The following is an 18123-nucleotide window of genomic DNA, read 5'->3' as shown; positions in this document are numbered from 1 at the left end:
TCAACATTATCAGAGGAGTATTTATGTTTGTCGTGTTGGTGGAAGATGATCCTTATATTGCACAAAGCATCGTTGCTGCGCTGGATTATTTAAATATTTCAATTGAGCATGTCGACACAGCCCAAGCTGCGGATTACTTCATTCGAAAAACTGCGGTGGATTTGTGTTTACTTGATTTAGGTTTGCCTGATCAAGATGGCTTAGAACTGCTTGCCTCATGGCGTAAAGATCAACTACATGTGCCAGTGCTCGTTCTCACCGCACGTAATCAAACCCAACAATGTGTCGACGCTTTAAATGCTGGTGCAGATGACTACTTAACCAAACCTTTTGATTTAACTGAACTTATCGCTCGAATTCATGCCTTAACTCGGCGTCATCGAGGTTATTCTTCTAATGTTTTGAGTATTGCGGATTTAGAAATTAACCAAGATACGCAACAAGCCTACTATCAACAACAAGTTTTAAATCTATCACGACGAGAATATAGCCTGCTTGAAACTTTTATGCTCTACCCAAATCAAGTGCTAAAAACAGAACAATTAATTGATAAAACTTATGGCTTCCAAGACAGTATTGAAAGTAATGCCATTAATGTACATATCCATCATTTACGCCAAAAAACCCATCCTGATTTAATCCAAACGGTGCGTGGTGTTGGCTATATTTTAAAAGTACCCTCTGAGCAACTAGAAGAAAAATCATGAAAAGCTATAGTTTAAAATGGCGTTTAGTTTCGACCTTATTGATAGTTTTTATTCTGCTTTGGTCGATGGTTTTTTGCTGGTTATACTATGATTTACAAAAACAATTACAACAAACTTTAGATGAACGCCTTTCTGCTTCGGCACAAATGGTTTATCGTTTAATTCGACATTTACCCGTGCATGATTTACCTGATGTTCTAGAGTCTGTGAATGCTGAAAATGCCAATCAGAACCTCATTGCATGTGAAGTTTCATTTTTTAGTTCACATATTTCCACAGACCAAAAAGTGATAGCACGTACCCAAGATGCACCAGATAACTTAAGTAGCCAAAATACAGGTTTTAGCACTTGGGTTGATCATGGGATTGAGTGGCGTAGTTATACTTTAAAAAAAGGGCAGATTCAGGTCGTTTCTGCTGAAAAATTAGAATTACGCTCAACGCTATTGGCGCAAATTTTAAAATCTGTACTGATACCATTAATTTTCACCTTAATTTTATGTGTTTTTCTGATTTTATGGATTATTCGAGTTGAGTTTCAGCCCCTAGATCAAATTGCACAACATGTCACACAAAAAAAGCAAAAATTATCAGAAGCAGCAAGTTATTTATTGGCACTTAAAACTCAAAATATTCCCACTGAAATTCAACCTTTTGTCGACAGTCTGATCGAACTCATTCAAAACTTACATGAAAGTCTTGAAAATGAAAAAAGTTTCAGTGCCTTTGCAGCACACGAATTACGCAGTCCCCTAACCGCCATTAAAACCAATGTGCAACTCAGCTTGCTGATGTTACAACAATCTGGCGAGCAGCACTCTAAGCTTGCACAAAATTTACAACAAGCTGATCAAAGTATTCAACGTTATCAACAATTATTGGAACAATTACTCCTACTCAGTAAGACTGAATTACACAGCACTTCGCAGTATGAAAATGCAGATATTGCAGAGGTGCTGAGTCAGGTTATTCAAGAGTTAAAGCATAAATATTCAGTAGCAAATACCTGCCTACAGATAGATTGGAACAGTCTTTCTACACTCAAACTGCCTGCTTCTACTTTGTATATTGTATTAAAAAATTTGATTGAAAATGTCTTTTTACATGCACAATCTTATACAACTATTGAGATTTTTATGCAAAATAATCATTTGATTATTCAAGATAATGGTATAGGTTTAAATGCTACAGATCTTCAGCTATTAACCAAACGTTTTTGGCGTAAATCTGCACAAAACACAGGTCATGGCTTAGGTTTGGCTTTAGTCAATATTCTGCTCAATAAAAATGCTCACAACATTACTTTTGAGCATAATTTTCCACACGGTTTAAAAGCTATTATTTCTGAAAATATAGATGAAAAGAAATAATTCTCTGGTTATGGATAAATAGTACATAGACTTAAAAATAAAGCTCAAAAAATCAACAAAAATATAATTTTAAAATATATTTCAATTAGTTATATTTAAAATAAATCCACAAAATCTGTGGATATATCTTGGGATAACACTGGGAAAGTTTTATTTAAGCGATATTTAGCTAAATATTCTCATGCCCAAATCACCAAAATTGCAGCAATCACTACCAGAATCAATCCCAAATGCTCAGTTTTTGCTAATTTTTCTTTAAAGAAATAAACCGAGATCAATAAGCTAAACAGTATTTCTATTTGTCCCAAAGTTTTCACAATTGCGACAGACTGCATACTCATCGCTGTAAACCACCCCAAAGAAGCTAAAAAACTACAAACACTGACTTTAAAAGTCAATCCAATTTTATGCCACATTGCCACTAAAGTTTTTCGGCTAAAAATGCTTAAAAACAATAGCATGGATAAACATTGAAAACCGATAATGCTGAGCAAGACCCACGCTGCACGGTATAAATATGGCAAGGTATCAAGCTCTAAACTGGCTTCACGAACCAACAATGAGGTAATGGCAAAACACAGTCCACTGCCAATACCAATCGACAAAGTTTGTAATGAAATATCTTGCTTTTTCTTGCCGTTACTCAGTAAAAATACTGCAACCCCACCAAGAGCAACACCAACCCAACCCAAAACAGTTAATTTTTCACTTAAAGCTATCACCGCAATCATTGCAGCTAAAATGGCTTCACTTTTAGCTAAGCCGACGCCAATGGCATAATTTTTTTGTTTAAATAACTGTACCATTAATGCAGTTGCAGCAATTTGACTGATTCCTGCGATGATAACATACAGCCAATAACGTGGCGTAAAATCAACGTGTTGAGCCAAAGGTTGTTGCTGATAGAGTATAAAAATATAGCAAATCGCAAAAGGAAGTCCAAAAATAAAACGTGCTAAAGTCACGCCATAGACATCAACAGTAAGACTCAATTGCTTTTGAAAAGCATTGCGCCATGCTTGCATAAATGCAGCCATGACCGTAAAAAAAATCCAAATGGATGACATAAAGCCTTACTTTAAAGATAAATTTCAAACAAACTTGAATATACACCTTTCAATCAGCAAAATATGATTTTGCATGAAAGTTTAGATAATTTTTCTTTGATTGTAGTGTTGTGATCTTAAAGTGCTAAGATTCCAAAAATTTACCAGATATTCAAATAATCCATTTAAGACTGCCTTTTCTATCTTAAAATCCGTCATCTATTTACTTTTAAAAGCACTATACTATGCACATAATTTTCCATTCAAAAATGCCTTAATTTTTAGGCAAAAGTAGTACTACGTCATGTCAAAAAATCTCGCTACGCTTCTTGGCTTTAGTGCTATTTTGCTATGGTCATCTTTGGTTGGATTATTAAAAAAACTAAGTAGCCTGCTGGGTGCAGATTATGCTGTTACACTGATGTATAGCTTAAGCACTGTTATTTTATTGATTATTTTTAAAATTCCAAACTTAAAAATCATTCCGAAAAAATATCTGATTGGTGCGTCGTTATTATTTTTAGTCTATGAATTGTGTTTCTCCTATGCAATTGCACTTGCCCAGACACCCCAGCAAGCCATAGAAATCAGCTTAGTTAACTACTTATGGCCCAGCTTAACCGTGGTTATGTTGATCATTTTTAAAGAATTAAAATTTAGTGTGTTTGTCGTTTTCGGTTTAATGGTCAGCATGAGCGGAATAATTTTAATCCAAACGGGCAATAACCAATTTTCCTTAGCAACATTGTGGGCACATTTTATGGCAAACCCAATAAGCTATATTTTGGCTTTAATGGGCGCAATCTTATGGGCAACTTATTGTGTAATTACCCGAAAATACAGTCAAGGCCATAACCCCATTGCATTATATTTTGTCATGATCAGTGTGGTTTTATGGACAAAACTGCTGATGACACATTCAGTTGATACATTACCTCATATCAATCTTGAAGTTTTACCTTATTTGCTTGCTGTAGGTTTTGCTACAGCTCTAGGTTATGCCGCATGGAATATCGGAATTATCAAAGGAAATATCACTTTTTTAGTGACACTTTCTTATTTTAGTCCAATATTTTCAACTTTATTTTCAATGCTGATTTTACAGACTGTACTCTCTTTAGAATTTTGGCATGGTGTTTGTCTAGTCACTTTAGGTTCACTGATTTGTTGGATATCTACCAGTTGGGAGCAAATCAAACCTCGAATTCAAAGCATAAAATTGCAATTTTAAGTTAATACCCGCATTTCCAAACCTATCAATATATGAGTATTTGCTATAACAGATTTCGTTATTATTACTAATCTGTTATATTTTTTTAGTACAGTTCTGTGTCTAGTGATTTATTTTGATCTTTTCCATACTATAAAAACAGTCTGAAATGAGATCAAACACATGAACCACGATCAAGATTCAAAAAAAGCACCACAATATGCAGATAGCTCTATTTCTGATAAAGCTTTTAAGCGCATGATTCTGTGGTTTTTTATTTACTGTACTTTATTTTGTGTTGGCGTTATTTTTGCAGTGGGTGCAGACCATAGTTATTTAAATTAATGTTTTGAGTCTTTATGTATAAATCTGAGCAATTAGCCCAACATCTTCGACAATTGATTGAAAATGGTACGCTAAAACCAAACGAAAAATTACCCTCTTTACGAGATCAAGTTCAACGTTCTGGTTTTAGCTTAATGACGGTTATGAACGCCTATCAAGCGTTGGAGGCACAAGGTTTAATTTATTCAAAAGAAAAATCAGGTTATTTTGTGAGTGATTTTTTAAATGAAAAATCAAAAAATACGCAAACCATTGTATCTATCAACACACAAGTTGAAATAAACTCACTAATTTTTAAATACCTCAAATCTATTCAAGCGGCTGAAAATTTAGGCTTAGGCTCAGCCTTTCCATCCTCTGAGTTGGTTTATTCACAAAAATTAGCTCAAATTATGGGGCAATTATCCCGTTCGAAAAATAGCTATTTACATGTGGATAGCTTTCCACCAGGTAATTTAGAGCTGCGCACAATTATTGCCCAACGTTATAGCCTACACGGTATCCCAAGCCACGCAGACGATTTGGTCATTACTTCGGGATGTTTAGATGCTTTAAACTTGGCTTTGGCTGCAGTAGCACAGGCGGGAGATTATATCATTTTACAAGAAACCATTTTTTATGGTGCTTGGCAGGCTGCTGAAAGGTTAGGTTTAAAAGTCATTACTGTCCCTGAACACCCACGTTTAGGCATTGATCTCGATGCTTTTGAGCATATTTTAAAAAATTATCAAATTAAAGTTTGTTGGCTCATGCTGAATAGCCATAACCCAATTGGCTTTACAGCAAGTGATGAAACCAAACAAATAATTGCTGAACTTTTACAGCAATATCAAGTGTATTTGATCGAAGATGATGTTTATGAAGAGCTGTATTTTGGACAGAAAAAGCCGCTTTCCGTAAAATATTTTGATCGGCACAATTGGGTACTACATTGCTCTTCTTTTTCGAAAACTTTAGGTGCAAATTTTCGTGTCGGCTGGGTACATGCAGGTAAATTTTCAAATAAAATTCAGCACTTACAATTAATGAGCACTATTTCAACTAACTCGCTTTTACAAAATGCGTTGGTCGAGTTTCTACATCATCATCATTATGAAAAACATTTACGTCAACTCAGACGCAACTTAGAACGTAATAAAAAACAAATTTTTCACTACCTAGAACAGCATTTACCTGAGCAATGCCAAATTTTTTCCTATGCCAGTGGTTTTTTTCTTTGGATTAAACTCCCTATTTTTGTCGATAGTATGGACATTTATCATGATCTTATTCAACAAAATATTGATGTAGCGCCCAGTCAATTATTTAATATGTTAAATTCACAGCAGCATTATTTACGCTTGAATTGTTCATTTATATGGACTACAGATATTCAATATGGACTAGATTGTTTAATCCGCAGTATTCAAAATAAAATCAATCAGACGCAAGCGCAATAATTACTTAATATATTGAATTTTCTAAGATTTAAAATAATTAAATGGAATTTTTAAATAACGTACACCATTTGCTTCAGGTTCAGGAAAATGTCCTGCAACCATATTGATTTGGATCGCGGGTAAGATTAATTGCGGCATACTTAGGGTTGCATCACGTTGCTCTCGCATAGCGACAAAATCTGCTTTTTTAACGCCTTCATGCACATGAATATTCTTTAATTTTTGCTCTCTTACACTTGTTTCACACAGATATTCTGTGCGTGTACTTGGTAAATAATCATGGCATAAAAATATGCGATAATGTTCTGGCAAAGCAAATATTTTTTGTATTGAATCATATAGTTGTGATGCACTACCTTTAGGAAAATCACAACGTGCCGTACCATAGTCATACATAAACAAAGTGTCACCGACAAATACACAATCTTCGATGACATAGCTTAAACACGCAGGCGTATGTCCAGGCGTCGCAATACTATAAGCTTCAAGTTGCCCAATTTGAAATGTTTCACCTGCTTCAAATAAATAATCAAAAGCAATGTTGAAATGTGTAGTATTTTTAAAATGATAAATTTCAGTAAAAACTTTTTGTACTTCACTGATTTTTTCACTCATTGCGATCTGACCACCCAATTTTTCCTTTAAATATTGAGAGGCTGTGAGATGATCAGCATGTACATGCGTTTCCAAAATCCATTGTACTTTAAAATCATGTGCTTGAACGTAAGCAATGATCAAATCGGCATGGGTGGTTTGCGTACTTGCCGAAGCTGCATCATAATCTAAAACACTGTCAATAATGGCGCATTGTAAAGTTTCTGGGTCGGCAACCACATAACTAAAGGTATTGGTATTTTCATCAAAAAAATGTTGAATAACAGGTTTTGGCATATCATTTTACTCCAACAAATTTTCGATGTAACCACACGCCGAAGAACATTGCGGCAATGAAATAGATTGCTTGATAATAACCTAAACCAATCAAAGTAAAAGCAGGCGCTGGACAAATTCCAGCAATTCCCCAACCAATCCCAAAAATTAAAGCACCTATACATAAACGTTTGTCAATTTGCTGAGAGATAGGCAATTCAATTTTTTCATTAAATAGGGTTACAGGCTTACGAATAGCCTTTTGAAATGGAATAAATGCGACACAAATTGCACCAATCATGACAAACATCAAACTGGCATTCCACTTACCAAATAAGTCTAAAAAACTGAGTACATTTTCAGGATTTGCCATGCCTGACCACATCAAACCTATTGAAAATAAGCCACCAAAAATAAAAGCTAAAATATTTTTCATGATTATAGTCCTAGTACATGGCGCATGATGTAAACCGTAATAAAACCAGCAAGCATAAATAAACTTGTAGCCACCATTGAACGTGTTGAAAGTCGGCTCATCCCACAAATACCATGCCCACTGGTACAGCCAGAACCTAAACGTGTGCCAAATCCAACTAGAACACCTGCAATTATCATTGCCAATGGCGATGCGTGGATCTCAATTTGAGGGTTAAAAAATAGTCCATAAACAAATGGGATAAGAAATAAACCCAATAAAAACCATGTTGCAGGTCGTTGGAACAAAGCTTCTTTATTAAAAAGTTGTCCAACCAGTCCACTAATTCCCGCAATTCTACCGTTAACATATAAATAGCCAACGACAGCGACACCTAAAAGCGCACCGCCCAAAAAGGCATTTAAATATGCGTGCATATTTGATTACTCAATAAACATTATATGTTTTTATAATATATTATTTAACTATATTTTAAAATAGGATAATGTTAATTAATCGTAGCCATTTTCATAAAACATTATTCCTCTCAAAGCGAAACAGAATATAAGCATATCCGGATATTCAAACACCAGAGAAAATAAATTAGTATGATAAAAATAACACCATATCAGTTTAAAAATATTCTTTTAAGATAATCTTATTGTTGAATATTTAGACTTTTATCTTTGGGGTGACTTTGATTTTAAGATGATTTCTAAGATACTTCTGCGTATTCTTTTTTAAATCATGAGTTTTCCATGTCTAACTTTAGCAATATTACCGTCATTGAACATGCAGATGACAAAGTCGCCCTATTAATTGATGGTCAAGCTATTTCTGAACGCTATGATATTCATCATGAAAAAGCAATTATTGAAGAATTAAAGAATTTAGAAGATGGTAAAGCACTTAAGTTATTTGAACAATTCATTTTTTCTCATACTGATCTCAACTTAGAACATACTTATTTATATAGTACTTGTATTGTTAAACAAAATGAGACATATCAAATTGCACGTAATTTTGTTTATCGTCTTACTGTTTCAGGTCAAACGCCTTCTGAACATGTGATTACCAATCAAGGTAAAGCTATGTCACCAGAAGATATTAAAAAATTTATTGAAGATCATGTTGAAATGTCTTTGACCAAATATACTGATCTAAAATATGCATATTAATTATAAAAGCCTTAATTTTCATATATTAAGGCTTTCATTTAAATAATTTTAAAACTTATTTTTATCATCACCAAGTTTTGAAAATTGTGCTTCCATATCATTAAACGCATCAGTAAAACCTGTAAGCGAAATCTTATTCTCGATTTGTTGATTTTTGGCTTTTTGATAACGAGTAAAAGCAAAATTGCCACGTTTTAATTGTCCAATAACACCATTGGCATTTCTAAATAATCCTTCACGTTCTTGTAAAGTATTTCCTTGGTCTATGCGCACATAGGCAATGCTATTTTTTTCATGTTTTTCACCAATATTCACAATATATTGATTATTTAAATGTAAAACCGAAATCGGACCTTTGCTCATTACGCAAGCTTTAATATCGTCAAATGCTTTATATTGGCATTTAATCTTCCAACTTGCGCGCCCCAATAATTTATTTTCTACATCCGTAATTGCATCACTTTTTGCTTGACTACTTACTTTGGTAATCAAAGAAGATAATTGATCATCAGCGGCATTTACTTGTGTTGTAGCAACCCCTGAAATAAAAAAAATTAACGACCCCAATCGTAATGTATTGTTAAGCATACAATTTTCTCTGCTAAATTCTTGCTGAAATTCGATATAGAAACAGCAATTTATAATAATGAATAAATTTGGTTGCACTATACCTGAAAATAGAAAAATTTCACTACTTTTTGAAAAAATAAACTTAAATAACAAATAACTAGCAGCAAATATAAGCCATAGTTAGATTGATCTACCCTAATGAAAATCAGCTGATTAAGTTTATTCACTTTATACAGTCATCCCCCATTTTGATGACTTTACAAAAAAGTTGTGAATTTAATCACAATTATATCAAGATATTGCATAAAAACTTAAGAAAAATATGTGATTTTCATGATTTTACATGCACTTTATTTCTTATATTGCTGATTTAAAATGCATGTACACTCATTTTAATCTTTTGAACAACAAATATCATCAATAACCATTTGATTTATTGTATATTTTATAATCTTTTTTATATTTAGCTAATAGTTCACTGAGTGAATTCATCAATACACTGGTATCTACGCCTACCGCTACAAACTCAGTCCCTAAGTCTAAATACTTTTGTGTCGCTTCATGCTGAGTTGAAAGTATTCCTGCGGCTTTACCAGCAACACGAATTCGTTGAATCGCATCCATCACTACTTTTTGCACCACTGGATGATTTGGATCACCTTGATAGCCCATCGTTGCAGATAAATCTACAGCACCGATAAATATCCCATCAATACCGTCCACATTTAAAATATCGTCTAAATGTGCCAAACCTGCAACTGATTCTATTTGAATCAATAAACAAATATTTTCATGTGCTGTTGCATAATAATCAGGAATACTGTTCCAACGCGTTGCCCGTGCCAACGCAGCACCCACACCTCGCACGCCTTGTGGCGGATAACGCACCGCTTTTACCATTAATTCCGCTTGTTCAACACTTTCCACCATAGGAATCAACAACGTTTGCGCACCGATGTCCAAAAGTTGCTTGATGAGTTGCACATTACCAATCGGCGGACGTACAACAGCTTGTGAAGGATAAGCAGCAATGCTCTGTAATTGCGATAAAGTTGTTCTTAAGTCACTTGGTGCGTGTTCCCCATCGATCAACAGCCAGTCATAACCCACATTTGCAGCAATTTCAGTGCCATAAGCATCTGCTAAACCTACCCATAAACCAATTTGCTGTTGCGTTTTTAATTTCTGTTTAAAATGATTAGTATAATCAATCATATACTTCACTCTTTAGGGTATGATACTTTCATGCTTATTAAACGCTGATTAAATCAAAGTGCCAATATAGATTTCATATGACATCATGCCTAAAATGTCTTAATCTAAAATAGCTTATAATATTTAAAACAATCATTTTGGCAAAATTCTTTGCCCATTTACATGAAGTTTAAAGTAAAATCAGTCATTATCAATTTACGGGATTGAAGTATGGATTTGCTCAAGATTGCTCAAAAACGTTATACCACCAAAGCATATGATGCCACTCAAAAAATTCCTCAAGAAAAATTTCAACGTTTACTCGAAATCTTACGTCTAAGCCCTTCTTCTATTAATATCCAACCGTGGCATTTTTTTATTGCAGATCATGATGAAGCTAAACAACGTATTGCAAAAGCTTTGGTTGGAAAATACGCCTATAATGCAGCCAAAGTTTTAGACTCATCCCATACCATTGTTTTTTGTACCCAAGCTGATATTTCTGAACAGCATCTTGATAATTTACTCGCACAAGATGATCGCAGTGGTCGTTTTAAAGATGACACCGCTAAACAAGGACAAAAAGACAGCCGTACAGGTTATGTTGATTATTACCGCAACGAAAAAGGTGATATTCAACGTTGGGCAGAAAATCAAACTTTTATCGCACTTGGGCAAGCATTATTAGCAGCAGGAATTGAAGGAATTGATGCCACACCGATTGGCGGTTTTAATGAAGAAATTATTACTGAGGAATTGGGATTAACAGAAAAAGGGCTTATCCCTTCCGTTTTACTGACTTTGGGTTATCGTAGTGAACAGGATTTTAATGCAAAGCTACCAAAATCCCGTTTAAATACCCAAGAGATTTTTACTAAACTTTAAATATCTAGCATAATCAGAGGAATCTTTCCTCTGATGCTGCCTATCACAGAATAAGTTCTTATAAGTATTTATTATAAAAACAAAAACTCTAAAATAATAAATCAGATAGATTATTTTAGCATTTTTATTTTCGTGTACATTCAATAGGTTCTAATACTTTAAAAGGCTTGGTCACTTCTAAACGCATTTTCTTTTTATTCAACTCTAAAATTTTAGCTTCAGCATTTGGATATTGCTCATATTCTTTCTCTAGCGCTTTTTCATAGGTTTTATCATCAGAATCTACTTTTAAAAGTTTAGTCTTGCTAAAAACAAGTATCTGATTCTCATCTAATGCCCATGCACTTTTTGTTTTCATTTGAGTATGAATCGTTTTTGTATCATTTCCAAACTGAATCTTAGAATCAGAAAAATATGTTCCATTTTCATAATACTGATCATTAGACTGGATTATGACATTGTTATTTTTGATTTCTTGTGTACACATCCATTCGCCTGCGATGAGCGAGGGATCTATTTCTGTTTGTTTAGCAAAGCCTTGCATAGATATTAAACTAAGCATCAGCGTACTAATCAAGGCATAAGTCTTTGTATACATCGTTTTTTCTATTTTATGAAAATTTGTCGAAATTTTAGCTTAATTTATTTGTAAAAAGTAGATTTTAAGGGTGTTTTTCATTGTTATTTCTATACTTTTATCTCTTATTTTTTTCATTAAAAATATATTTCTCAACTGTCATCAAAGCACAAAAAAGCCTATTAATTTTACTTATTATTTTTCAATAATATAAAATCAATAGGCTTAGTTTAATTTATAATCGAATCATTCAGCAGAAATATCTTCAAATAACACAGAAGATAAATAACGTTCACCTGCATCTGGCAAAATTACGACAATGGTTTTGCCAGCATTTTCAGGACGTGCAGCTAATTTCGCTGCTGCTGCCAACGCTGCGCCACTTGAGATACCTACAAAAATCCCTTCTTGAGTTGCAGATTGACGTGCAAAATCAATCGCTTCTTGATTTTCAATCGCGATTACCTCATCTACCAAGTCTAAATCTAAGTTTTTTGGAATAAAGTTTGCGCCAATGCCTTGGATTTTGTGTGGGCCAGGAGTTAAATCTTCACCACGTTTTGCTTGTCCAATAATTGGAGAATCAGCAGGTTCAACTGCCACAGAATAAATGGGCTGATTCTTTACTTGTTCAAAATAACGTGAAATGCCTGTGATCGTACCGCCAGTCCCAACCCCAGCCACAAGGATATCGACTTTTCCACCCGTTGCTGCAAAAATTTCTGGGCCTGTCGTCGTTTCATGGATTTTAGGATTGGCAGGGTTTTCAAATTGTTGTGGTAAATAATACAATTCAGGCTGCTCTGTTGCTAAACGCACCGCCTCATCTACTGCCCCTTTCATGCCTTTAGTAGGCTCAGTCAAGACTAGATTTGCACCTAATGCTTTTAATACCTTACGACGCTCGATACTCATACTTGCAGGCATGGTCAGCGTAATATCATAACCTTTTGCAGCAGCAACATAAGCCAAAGCAATTCCTGTATTACCACTAGTTGGCTCAACAATATGCATTCCTTTTTTGAGTTTTCCACTTTTTTCAGCATCTTCAACCAATGCCGCACCCACACGGTCTTTCACAGAAAATGCTGGGTTGCGGCTTTCAATTTTTGCTAAAACAGTTGCAGCATTTGATACTAAACGATTGATACGTACTAAGGGTGTATTGCCAATCGCTTCAGCATTATTGGCATAAACAGCAATGCCTAAATTTTCAGTTTGTGGAAATGTAGAATCAGTCGCCATGAGATTTTCCTTAAATTTTAAAATTAATCTGTATTTAACTATCATATCGCCTTTTTACACATGGTTGATATTCAGTAAAGTGATTTATTTATAAAAATTTGTGAAATGTTTATTTGATAAAAATCAAAAGCCTAGTTTTTATAAAGTTTTCACAAATCCAATTTTTGTATACTTTATAGATTGAAACATTTTTTTGATGAATAAATTAGGTTTATGCTAGCAATCTGCAAATTGTCTTATACATTTAATGCCAATTTAGACATAATAGAATTTATCAAGCAATAGTATTGAGATTTATATGGGAAACAATGCTTATCAAAAATTTTATCGTCAATTTACCAAAAAAGTTTTAGATAAAATTGTCAGCCCTCAAGTCCTTGGTGATACACAAGTACTTGAAAATACAATAAAAGAAAAAGATAGCCATGTGACTGTTTGTTATGTCATTCAAGATAATTCGACATCTAATAAAGTTTTAATTGACAATGAAACTGAAAAAAGAGCCTTACACTCTGCATTTGCACCTTTGATTTTAAATGAGTTACAAGAAGACGACTCATTTTTAGTGCTTGAATCATCAAAAAGCAATGCTTCAGCTTATTATCCTGATAAATTGATTCGCTTAGTGGAATATTTACTCAAACATGCTGATGAGGATGTATTATTTGTTCCTGTGACCATTTTATGGGGACGTGCGCCTGAAAATGAGGATAGTTGGTACAAAGCCTTGATGGCGGATGCTTGGGCAAAACCTACAGGAATCAAACAAGCTTTAAATATCACGCTCTATGGTCGTGAAAATTATATCGAATTTCATCAAGCCATTTCTTTACGAGCATTAATCAACACAGCACTTGAAGTTGCCCCAAACTTTGCACCAGCCCATTATGTGGTGACGCAACTGAATCAATCCTTTAATCAATACAAAGAAGCAATTTTAGGACCAGACTTATCAGATCGTCGTAATGTCATTAACAAATTATTGACTTCGGATGTGATCAAAGAAGCTGTTTTAACCGAAAGTATTCATAAAAAAATCAGTGTACAACACGCTGAAGATTTAGCTAAAAAATATCTAGATGAGATTGTTTCAGACTTTTCCTATTCAACACTGCGTTTTGCTGAAATTGCATTAACAAAATTATGGACACAGCTTTACGATGGCATCCAAGTTCATAATTTTGAAGTGGTACGTGAACTCGCCAAAGATTATGAAATCGTCTACACACCTTGTCATCGTAGCCATATCGACTATTTATTATTGTCTTATGTGATTTATAAACGCGGTTTAATGGTGCCACATATTGCTGCAGGCATTAATTTAAATATGCCTGTAGTGGGACAGTTAATGCGTGGTGCGGGCGCTTATTTTATTCGCCGTAGCTTTAGTGGTAATGCGCTGTATACGGCTGTTTTTAAAGAATATGTGCATAGTTTACTCAGCCGAAATACGCCTTTGGAATATTTTATTGAAGGTGGTCGCTCACGTACAGGCCTATTGTTGCCTGCCAAAAAAGGCATGCTCGCCATGACCATCCAAAGTCATTTGCGTGGCAATAGTAAACCAATTGCTTTTATTCCAACTTATTTTGGTTATGAAAAATTACTTGAAGGTTCATCTTATATCAAAGAACTGGGGGGACAGAAAAAACAAGCTGAATCGCTGTTTGGCTTACTCAAATCTATTCAAAAAATTGAAAAAGTTTTTGGAATGGTACATGTTAACTTTGGTGAGCCTGTTTTCCTCAAAGATATTTTAGAGAAAAATCAAGTACCTCCGCATGTAGGTTTACAAGAAGAATTACCTGACTCAGTCAAACTTGCTGTGGATGAGGTTGCTGACGATATTTTAGAAAATATCAATAAAGCGGCAGTGATCAATCCTGTTAATTTATTGGCAACCATATTACTGAATGCCCCGACTCATGCGCTTGCCGAGCGTGATGTATTACTGCGCTTAGAACAATTTAAGTCATTGCTAAAACATCATCAATATGATGAAAGAATGCAAATCACTGCACTTTCTAATCATGAAATTATTCAATACGCGATCAAACTGAAACAAGTTGAATTTATTGAACATGACAATGAACGCTGGCTCAAGGTCTGTAACCAACAAGAAGCTTTACTCAAATATTTCAGCAATAATATTTTGCATACGCTGATTTTACCTGCGTTGGTCGCATATATTTTGACGGCACAAACAGAGCCTGTCATTGAAAAAATCAGTAAAGATGAATTGTTAAATTCAGCGCTGCAACTCTATCCTGAATTGAAAAATACCTATTTTTTAAAATGGGAAGTAACTGAAATTTCAACTGAAATAACACATATTTTAACTTTTTTTGAAGCTGAAAAGTTAGTGAAAGTTGAAGATCAAACTATCTATATAGATCAGACAGATGAGTCGTTACGTTTATTAAAAGCTTTTGCTCACTTATATACAGTGAATCTCAAAGCCTAAACTAAAACCATAAACGGAGACCATGAAACCGAAGTCTATCTTCGGTTTTTTATTTCACAGCGAAAATACCATAATAATTCAAGACTTGGGCAAAGTTTTCTACTGTACGAAAACCGACATTGATCAATAAATTCTGTAAAGCTTGATTCGAAATTAAGAAAAAATCATCCTCTAAACGCTCAACCATTGCCTGACTTTGCTTTTCTGCTAAACCTGTGAGTTCTGCTAAATGTTGCAACGCTTTTAATTGTTGTTGATTTTGAATTTGGGTCAGATCATAACTCAAGCAAAATCCATTTTCGTTTAAAGCGTGATAAATCTCTTGAAAATACGCTGTCTTCGCAGCTTCAGGAATGAAATGCGAAACTAAAATCGACAGCGCAACATCAAATTTTTGCTTTAAATCTTTTAAACCTGATGTATCCATTTGTATAAATCTAATATTTTGATCTAAATTTTCAGCCGCTAATAATGCTTTGGCTTTTTCAAGCATATTCGGTGCTGGATCAATCGCTGTAAATGTCCATTGTGGAAACTGTTTAGCAAGATAACGTAACTCATGTCCTGTACCACAACCCACTACCAAAATATTTGCATGTTGTGGTGCATAAGTTTTAAGTAAGGCATTGACTTGTAAATGAATCAACTCATAACCAGGAATCAGTTTTCGGATGTGTTCATCATAACTTTCCACGACTTTTGGATGATTAAAATCTTTGGCCATTACATCACTCTTTTCTGATTTCTTGAATACAATTAAAAATTATAAAACTCTCAGCCGCCCTCCTTTTTAAAAAAAGGGCGGCTTGATGCTTATAGCTGAATTATGCAATTTCTTGCAAATTCAATTCATTCCGCATAAATTCTTGCAACTTAAACTTTTGTGCCTTACCTGAAGCAGTCATCGGAAACTCTTTAAAGAAACGGACATATTTCGGTACTTTATTATGTGAAATATGCTCTTTGCAGAATTGACGAATACATTCCTCAGTCACCTCATGATGTTCATGTAAAATAATACATGCACAAAGTTCTTCACCATAACGCGGGTCAGGTAAGCCAATCACTTGCACATCTGAAACATCAGGATGGGTATATAAAAAGTCTTCAATCTCTTTCGGGAATAGATTTTCACCACCACGAATCACTACATCCTTGATACGTCCTTTGATTTTGACAAAGCCCTCATCGTCCATTTCAGCAATATCACCTGTATGCATCCATTTTGCAACATCAATCACTTCTTTGGTTTTTTCTTCATCTTCCCAATAGCCGAGCATCACAGAATAACCACGTACACAGAGTTCGCCAAGTTTGCCACGTGGTACAACTTTACCTTGCTCATCAATAATTTTAATTTCTAAATGAGGTTGAACACGTCCTACTGTTCCAACTCGACATTCAATTGGATCAGTCGTTGAAGTTTGCACACTGACAGGCGCAGTTTCGGTCATGCCATAACAAATGGTAATTTCACTCATATGCATACGCTCAATTACACGTTGCATAATTTCTCGTGGACATGGACTACCTGCCATAATGCCTGTACGAAGACTGCTGAGGTCAAACTGATCAAAAGTTTCTTGTTCCAGCATGGCAATAAACATGGTTGGCACACCATAAGCTGCTGTACATTTTTCTTGTTCAATGGCTTTTAAACTCTCCAAAGGATTAAACACCGCAGCAGGATAAACCATGGTTGAACCATGCGTGATACAAGCAAGATTGCCCATCACCATTCCAAAACAATGAAACAGTGGCACAGAAATACAGACGCGATCTTTCGGGGTTAAATGAATACCCTCTCCCACAAAATAACCATTATTTAAAATATTATTGTGGGTCAGCATAGTACCTTTGGGATTACCCGTTGTCCCTGAGGTAAATTGAATATTGATGGTTTCATCAAATTGTAGGTCTTGCGCAATGCTTGCAAGCTGTGCAAGTTCTTCGGCACTTGGTTCATTGAGTAAATCAGAAAAACGATGAATGCCTTGATGTTGTTGTTCATCAATTTTTATCACATATTTTAAATGGGGTAATTTTTCCGCATTTAATATTTTATCTGTCGCATCTGTAAGCTCAGGGGCGATTTGCATTAAAATTTGTTGATAATCCGAGGTCTTAAATACCGAAGCGATCACCAATCCTTTGCATGACACTTTATTTAAAACATATTCCAACTCATTTTTTTTATAGGCAGGATTTAAATTAACTAAAATAATCCCTGCTTTAAAGGCTGCAAACTGGGTAATTGTCCATTCTACACAGTTCGGTGACCAAATAGCCAAACGGTCGCCTTTTTGCAAACCTAAGCGCAATAAACTACAAGCAAAGGCATTCACCTGTTGTTGTAATGCTTTATAGCTGAGTCTTACATTTTGATGAAGACTGACCACCGCATCCTGATCAGCATACATTTGACAAGCTTCATCAAATTTTTCACCAATGGTCATTCCCACCAATGGGGCTTGACTTGTTCCATATGCGTAACTTAACCGTACTTGCGACATTGAATCATACTCCTTGATTCTTTGTGATTTTGCTCTTTTTAATCTGTAATTTAATTGTTTTTCCGTGATCACTTGTCGAAACAGATTTTTTGTGT

At 34.7% G+C, this 18123-nt stretch carries 18 protein-coding genes; 8 read left to right on the top strand and 10 right to left on the bottom strand.

Annotated elements, in window-relative coordinates:
- Nucleotides 1-23 precede the first annotated feature (23 nt).
- Nucleotides 24-707, top strand: a complete 684-nt coding sequence (locus HUS24_RS03110) for a response regulator transcription factor (protein WP_173910580.1) — start codon at nucleotides 24-26, stop codon at nucleotides 705-707.
- On the top strand, nucleotides 704-2077 hold the full coding sequence (locus tag HUS24_RS03105; protein WP_173910579.1) for an ATP-binding protein: 1374 nt from the start codon (nucleotides 704-706) through the stop codon (nucleotides 2075-2077). The genes HUS24_RS03110 and HUS24_RS03105 overlap by 4 nt, the downstream gene beginning before the upstream one ends.
- A 179-nt stretch (nucleotides 2078-2256) precedes the next feature.
- On the opposite strand, the gene HUS24_RS03100 is transcribed toward HUS24_RS03105, so the two are convergent.
- Nucleotides 2257-3144: a DMT family transporter gene (locus tag HUS24_RS03100; protein ID WP_173910578.1), complete on the bottom strand. Its 888-nt coding sequence runs from the start codon at nucleotides 3142-3144 to the stop codon at nucleotides 2257-2259.
- A 283-nt stretch (nucleotides 3145-3427) separates the two neighbouring features.
- On the opposite strand from HUS24_RS03100, the gene yddG reads away from it, so the two are divergent.
- From yddG to HUS24_RS03085, 3 genes are all read left to right on the top strand, one after another.
- Nucleotides 3428-4354, top strand: a complete 927-nt coding sequence (yddG, locus tag HUS24_RS03095; protein WP_173910577.1) for an aromatic amino acid DMT transporter YddG — start codon at nucleotides 3428-3430, stop codon at nucleotides 4352-4354.
- Between the two features lie 162 nt (nucleotides 4355-4516).
- A complete protein-coding gene (locus HUS24_RS03090; RefSeq protein ID WP_173910576.1) occupies nucleotides 4517-4678 on the top strand; it encodes a hypothetical protein in 162 nt (53 codons plus the stop codon).
- Nucleotides 4679-4692: 14 nt separating this feature from the next.
- Nucleotides 4693-6117, top strand: a complete 1425-nt coding sequence (locus HUS24_RS03085; protein ID WP_173910575.1) for a PLP-dependent aminotransferase family protein — start codon at nucleotides 4693-4695, stop codon at nucleotides 6115-6117.
- A 21-nt stretch (nucleotides 6118-6138) separates the two neighbouring features.
- Here HUS24_RS03085 and HUS24_RS03080 read toward each other — a convergent pair whose 3' ends face one another.
- From HUS24_RS03080 to HUS24_RS03070, 3 genes are read right to left on the bottom strand one after another with little or no spacing between them, the layout of a single operon-like run.
- Nucleotides 6139-7008, bottom strand: a complete 870-nt coding sequence (locus tag HUS24_RS03080) for an MBL fold metallo-hydrolase (RefSeq protein WP_173910574.1) — start codon at nucleotides 7006-7008, stop codon at nucleotides 6139-6141.
- 1 nt (nucleotide 7009) lies between these two features.
- Nucleotides 7010-7423 (bottom strand): DUF6691 family protein, encoded by a 414-nt coding sequence (locus HUS24_RS03075; RefSeq protein WP_173910573.1) that lies wholly within the window; start codon nucleotides 7421-7423, stop codon nucleotides 7010-7012.
- Between the two features lie 2 nt (nucleotides 7424-7425).
- Nucleotides 7426-7839 carry a YeeE/YedE family protein gene (locus HUS24_RS03070; RefSeq protein WP_173910572.1) on the bottom strand — a complete coding sequence of 138 codons (414 nt, stop codon included), beginning with the start codon at nucleotides 7837-7839 and terminating at the stop codon, nucleotides 7426-7428.
- A 321-nt stretch (nucleotides 7840-8160) separates the two neighbouring features.
- Between HUS24_RS03070 and HUS24_RS03065 the strand changes: the two genes are divergently transcribed.
- Nucleotides 8161-8580 carry a hypothetical protein gene (locus HUS24_RS03065; protein ID WP_173910571.1) on the top strand — a complete coding sequence of 140 codons (420 nt, stop codon included), beginning with the start codon at nucleotides 8161-8163 and terminating at the stop codon, nucleotides 8578-8580.
- A 48-nt stretch (nucleotides 8581-8628) separates the two neighbouring features.
- Here HUS24_RS03065 and HUS24_RS03060 read toward each other — a convergent pair whose 3' ends face one another.
- A complete protein-coding gene (locus HUS24_RS03060; RefSeq protein WP_254433795.1) occupies nucleotides 8629-9168 on the bottom strand; it encodes a hypothetical protein in 540 nt (179 codons plus the stop codon).
- 399 nt (nucleotides 9169-9567) lie between these two features.
- Nucleotides 9568-10365 carry a 4-hydroxy-2-oxoheptanedioate aldolase gene (gene hpaI, locus HUS24_RS03055; RefSeq protein ID WP_173910570.1) on the bottom strand — a complete coding sequence of 266 codons (798 nt, stop codon included), beginning with the start codon at nucleotides 10363-10365 and terminating at the stop codon, nucleotides 9568-9570.
- A 210-nt stretch (nucleotides 10366-10575) separates the two neighbouring features.
- Here hpaI and nfsB point away from each other — a divergent pair, with 210 nt between their 5' ends.
- Nucleotides 10576-11229, top strand: coding sequence for an oxygen-insensitive NAD(P)H nitroreductase (gene nfsB, locus HUS24_RS03050; RefSeq protein ID WP_173910569.1), 654 nt, complete (start codon nucleotides 10576-10578; stop codon nucleotides 11227-11229).
- A gap of 124 nt (nucleotides 11230-11353) precedes the next feature.
- On the opposite strand, the gene HUS24_RS03045 is transcribed toward nfsB, so the two are convergent.
- Nucleotides 11354-11827: a hypothetical protein gene (locus tag HUS24_RS03045; protein WP_173910568.1), complete on the bottom strand. Its 474-nt coding sequence runs from the start codon at nucleotides 11825-11827 to the stop codon at nucleotides 11354-11356.
- A 225-nt stretch (nucleotides 11828-12052) separates the two neighbouring features.
- The gene (cysK, locus tag HUS24_RS03040) at nucleotides 12053-13051 is read right to left on the bottom strand and encodes a cysteine synthase A (protein WP_173910567.1); all 999 of its coding nucleotides are present in this window, start codon (nucleotides 13049-13051) and stop codon (nucleotides 12053-12055) included.
- A gap of 298 nt (nucleotides 13052-13349) precedes the next feature.
- Here cysK and plsB point away from each other — a divergent pair, with 298 nt between their 5' ends.
- Nucleotides 13350-15515: a glycerol-3-phosphate 1-O-acyltransferase PlsB gene (plsB, locus tag HUS24_RS03035; RefSeq protein WP_173910566.1), complete on the top strand. Its 2166-nt coding sequence runs from the start codon at nucleotides 13350-13352 to the stop codon at nucleotides 15513-15515.
- Between the two features lie 49 nt (nucleotides 15516-15564).
- Here plsB and HUS24_RS03030 read toward each other — a convergent pair whose 3' ends face one another.
- Both HUS24_RS03030 and HUS24_RS03025 read right to left on the bottom strand, forming a co-directional pair.
- Complete coding sequence (locus HUS24_RS03030) at nucleotides 15565-16239, bottom strand: class I SAM-dependent methyltransferase (protein WP_173910565.1); 675 nt, start codon at nucleotides 16237-16239, stop codon at nucleotides 15565-15567.
- A gap of 100 nt (nucleotides 16240-16339) precedes the next feature.
- Nucleotides 16340-18028 carry an AMP-binding protein gene (locus HUS24_RS03025; RefSeq protein WP_173910564.1) on the bottom strand — a complete coding sequence of 563 codons (1689 nt, stop codon included), beginning with the start codon at nucleotides 18026-18028 and terminating at the stop codon, nucleotides 16340-16342.
- Between the last annotated feature and the right edge of the window lie 95 nt (nucleotides 18029-18123).

The sequence above is a fragment of the Acinetobacter sp. Marseille-Q1618 genome (genome assembly GCF_902809855.1).
In the GTDB taxonomy this organism is placed as follows: Bacteria; Pseudomonadota; Gammaproteobacteria; order Pseudomonadales; family Moraxellaceae; genus Acinetobacter.
Note: the sequence above shows the minus strand (reverse complement) of the source record. Positions and strands in the feature narration are given on the sequence as shown.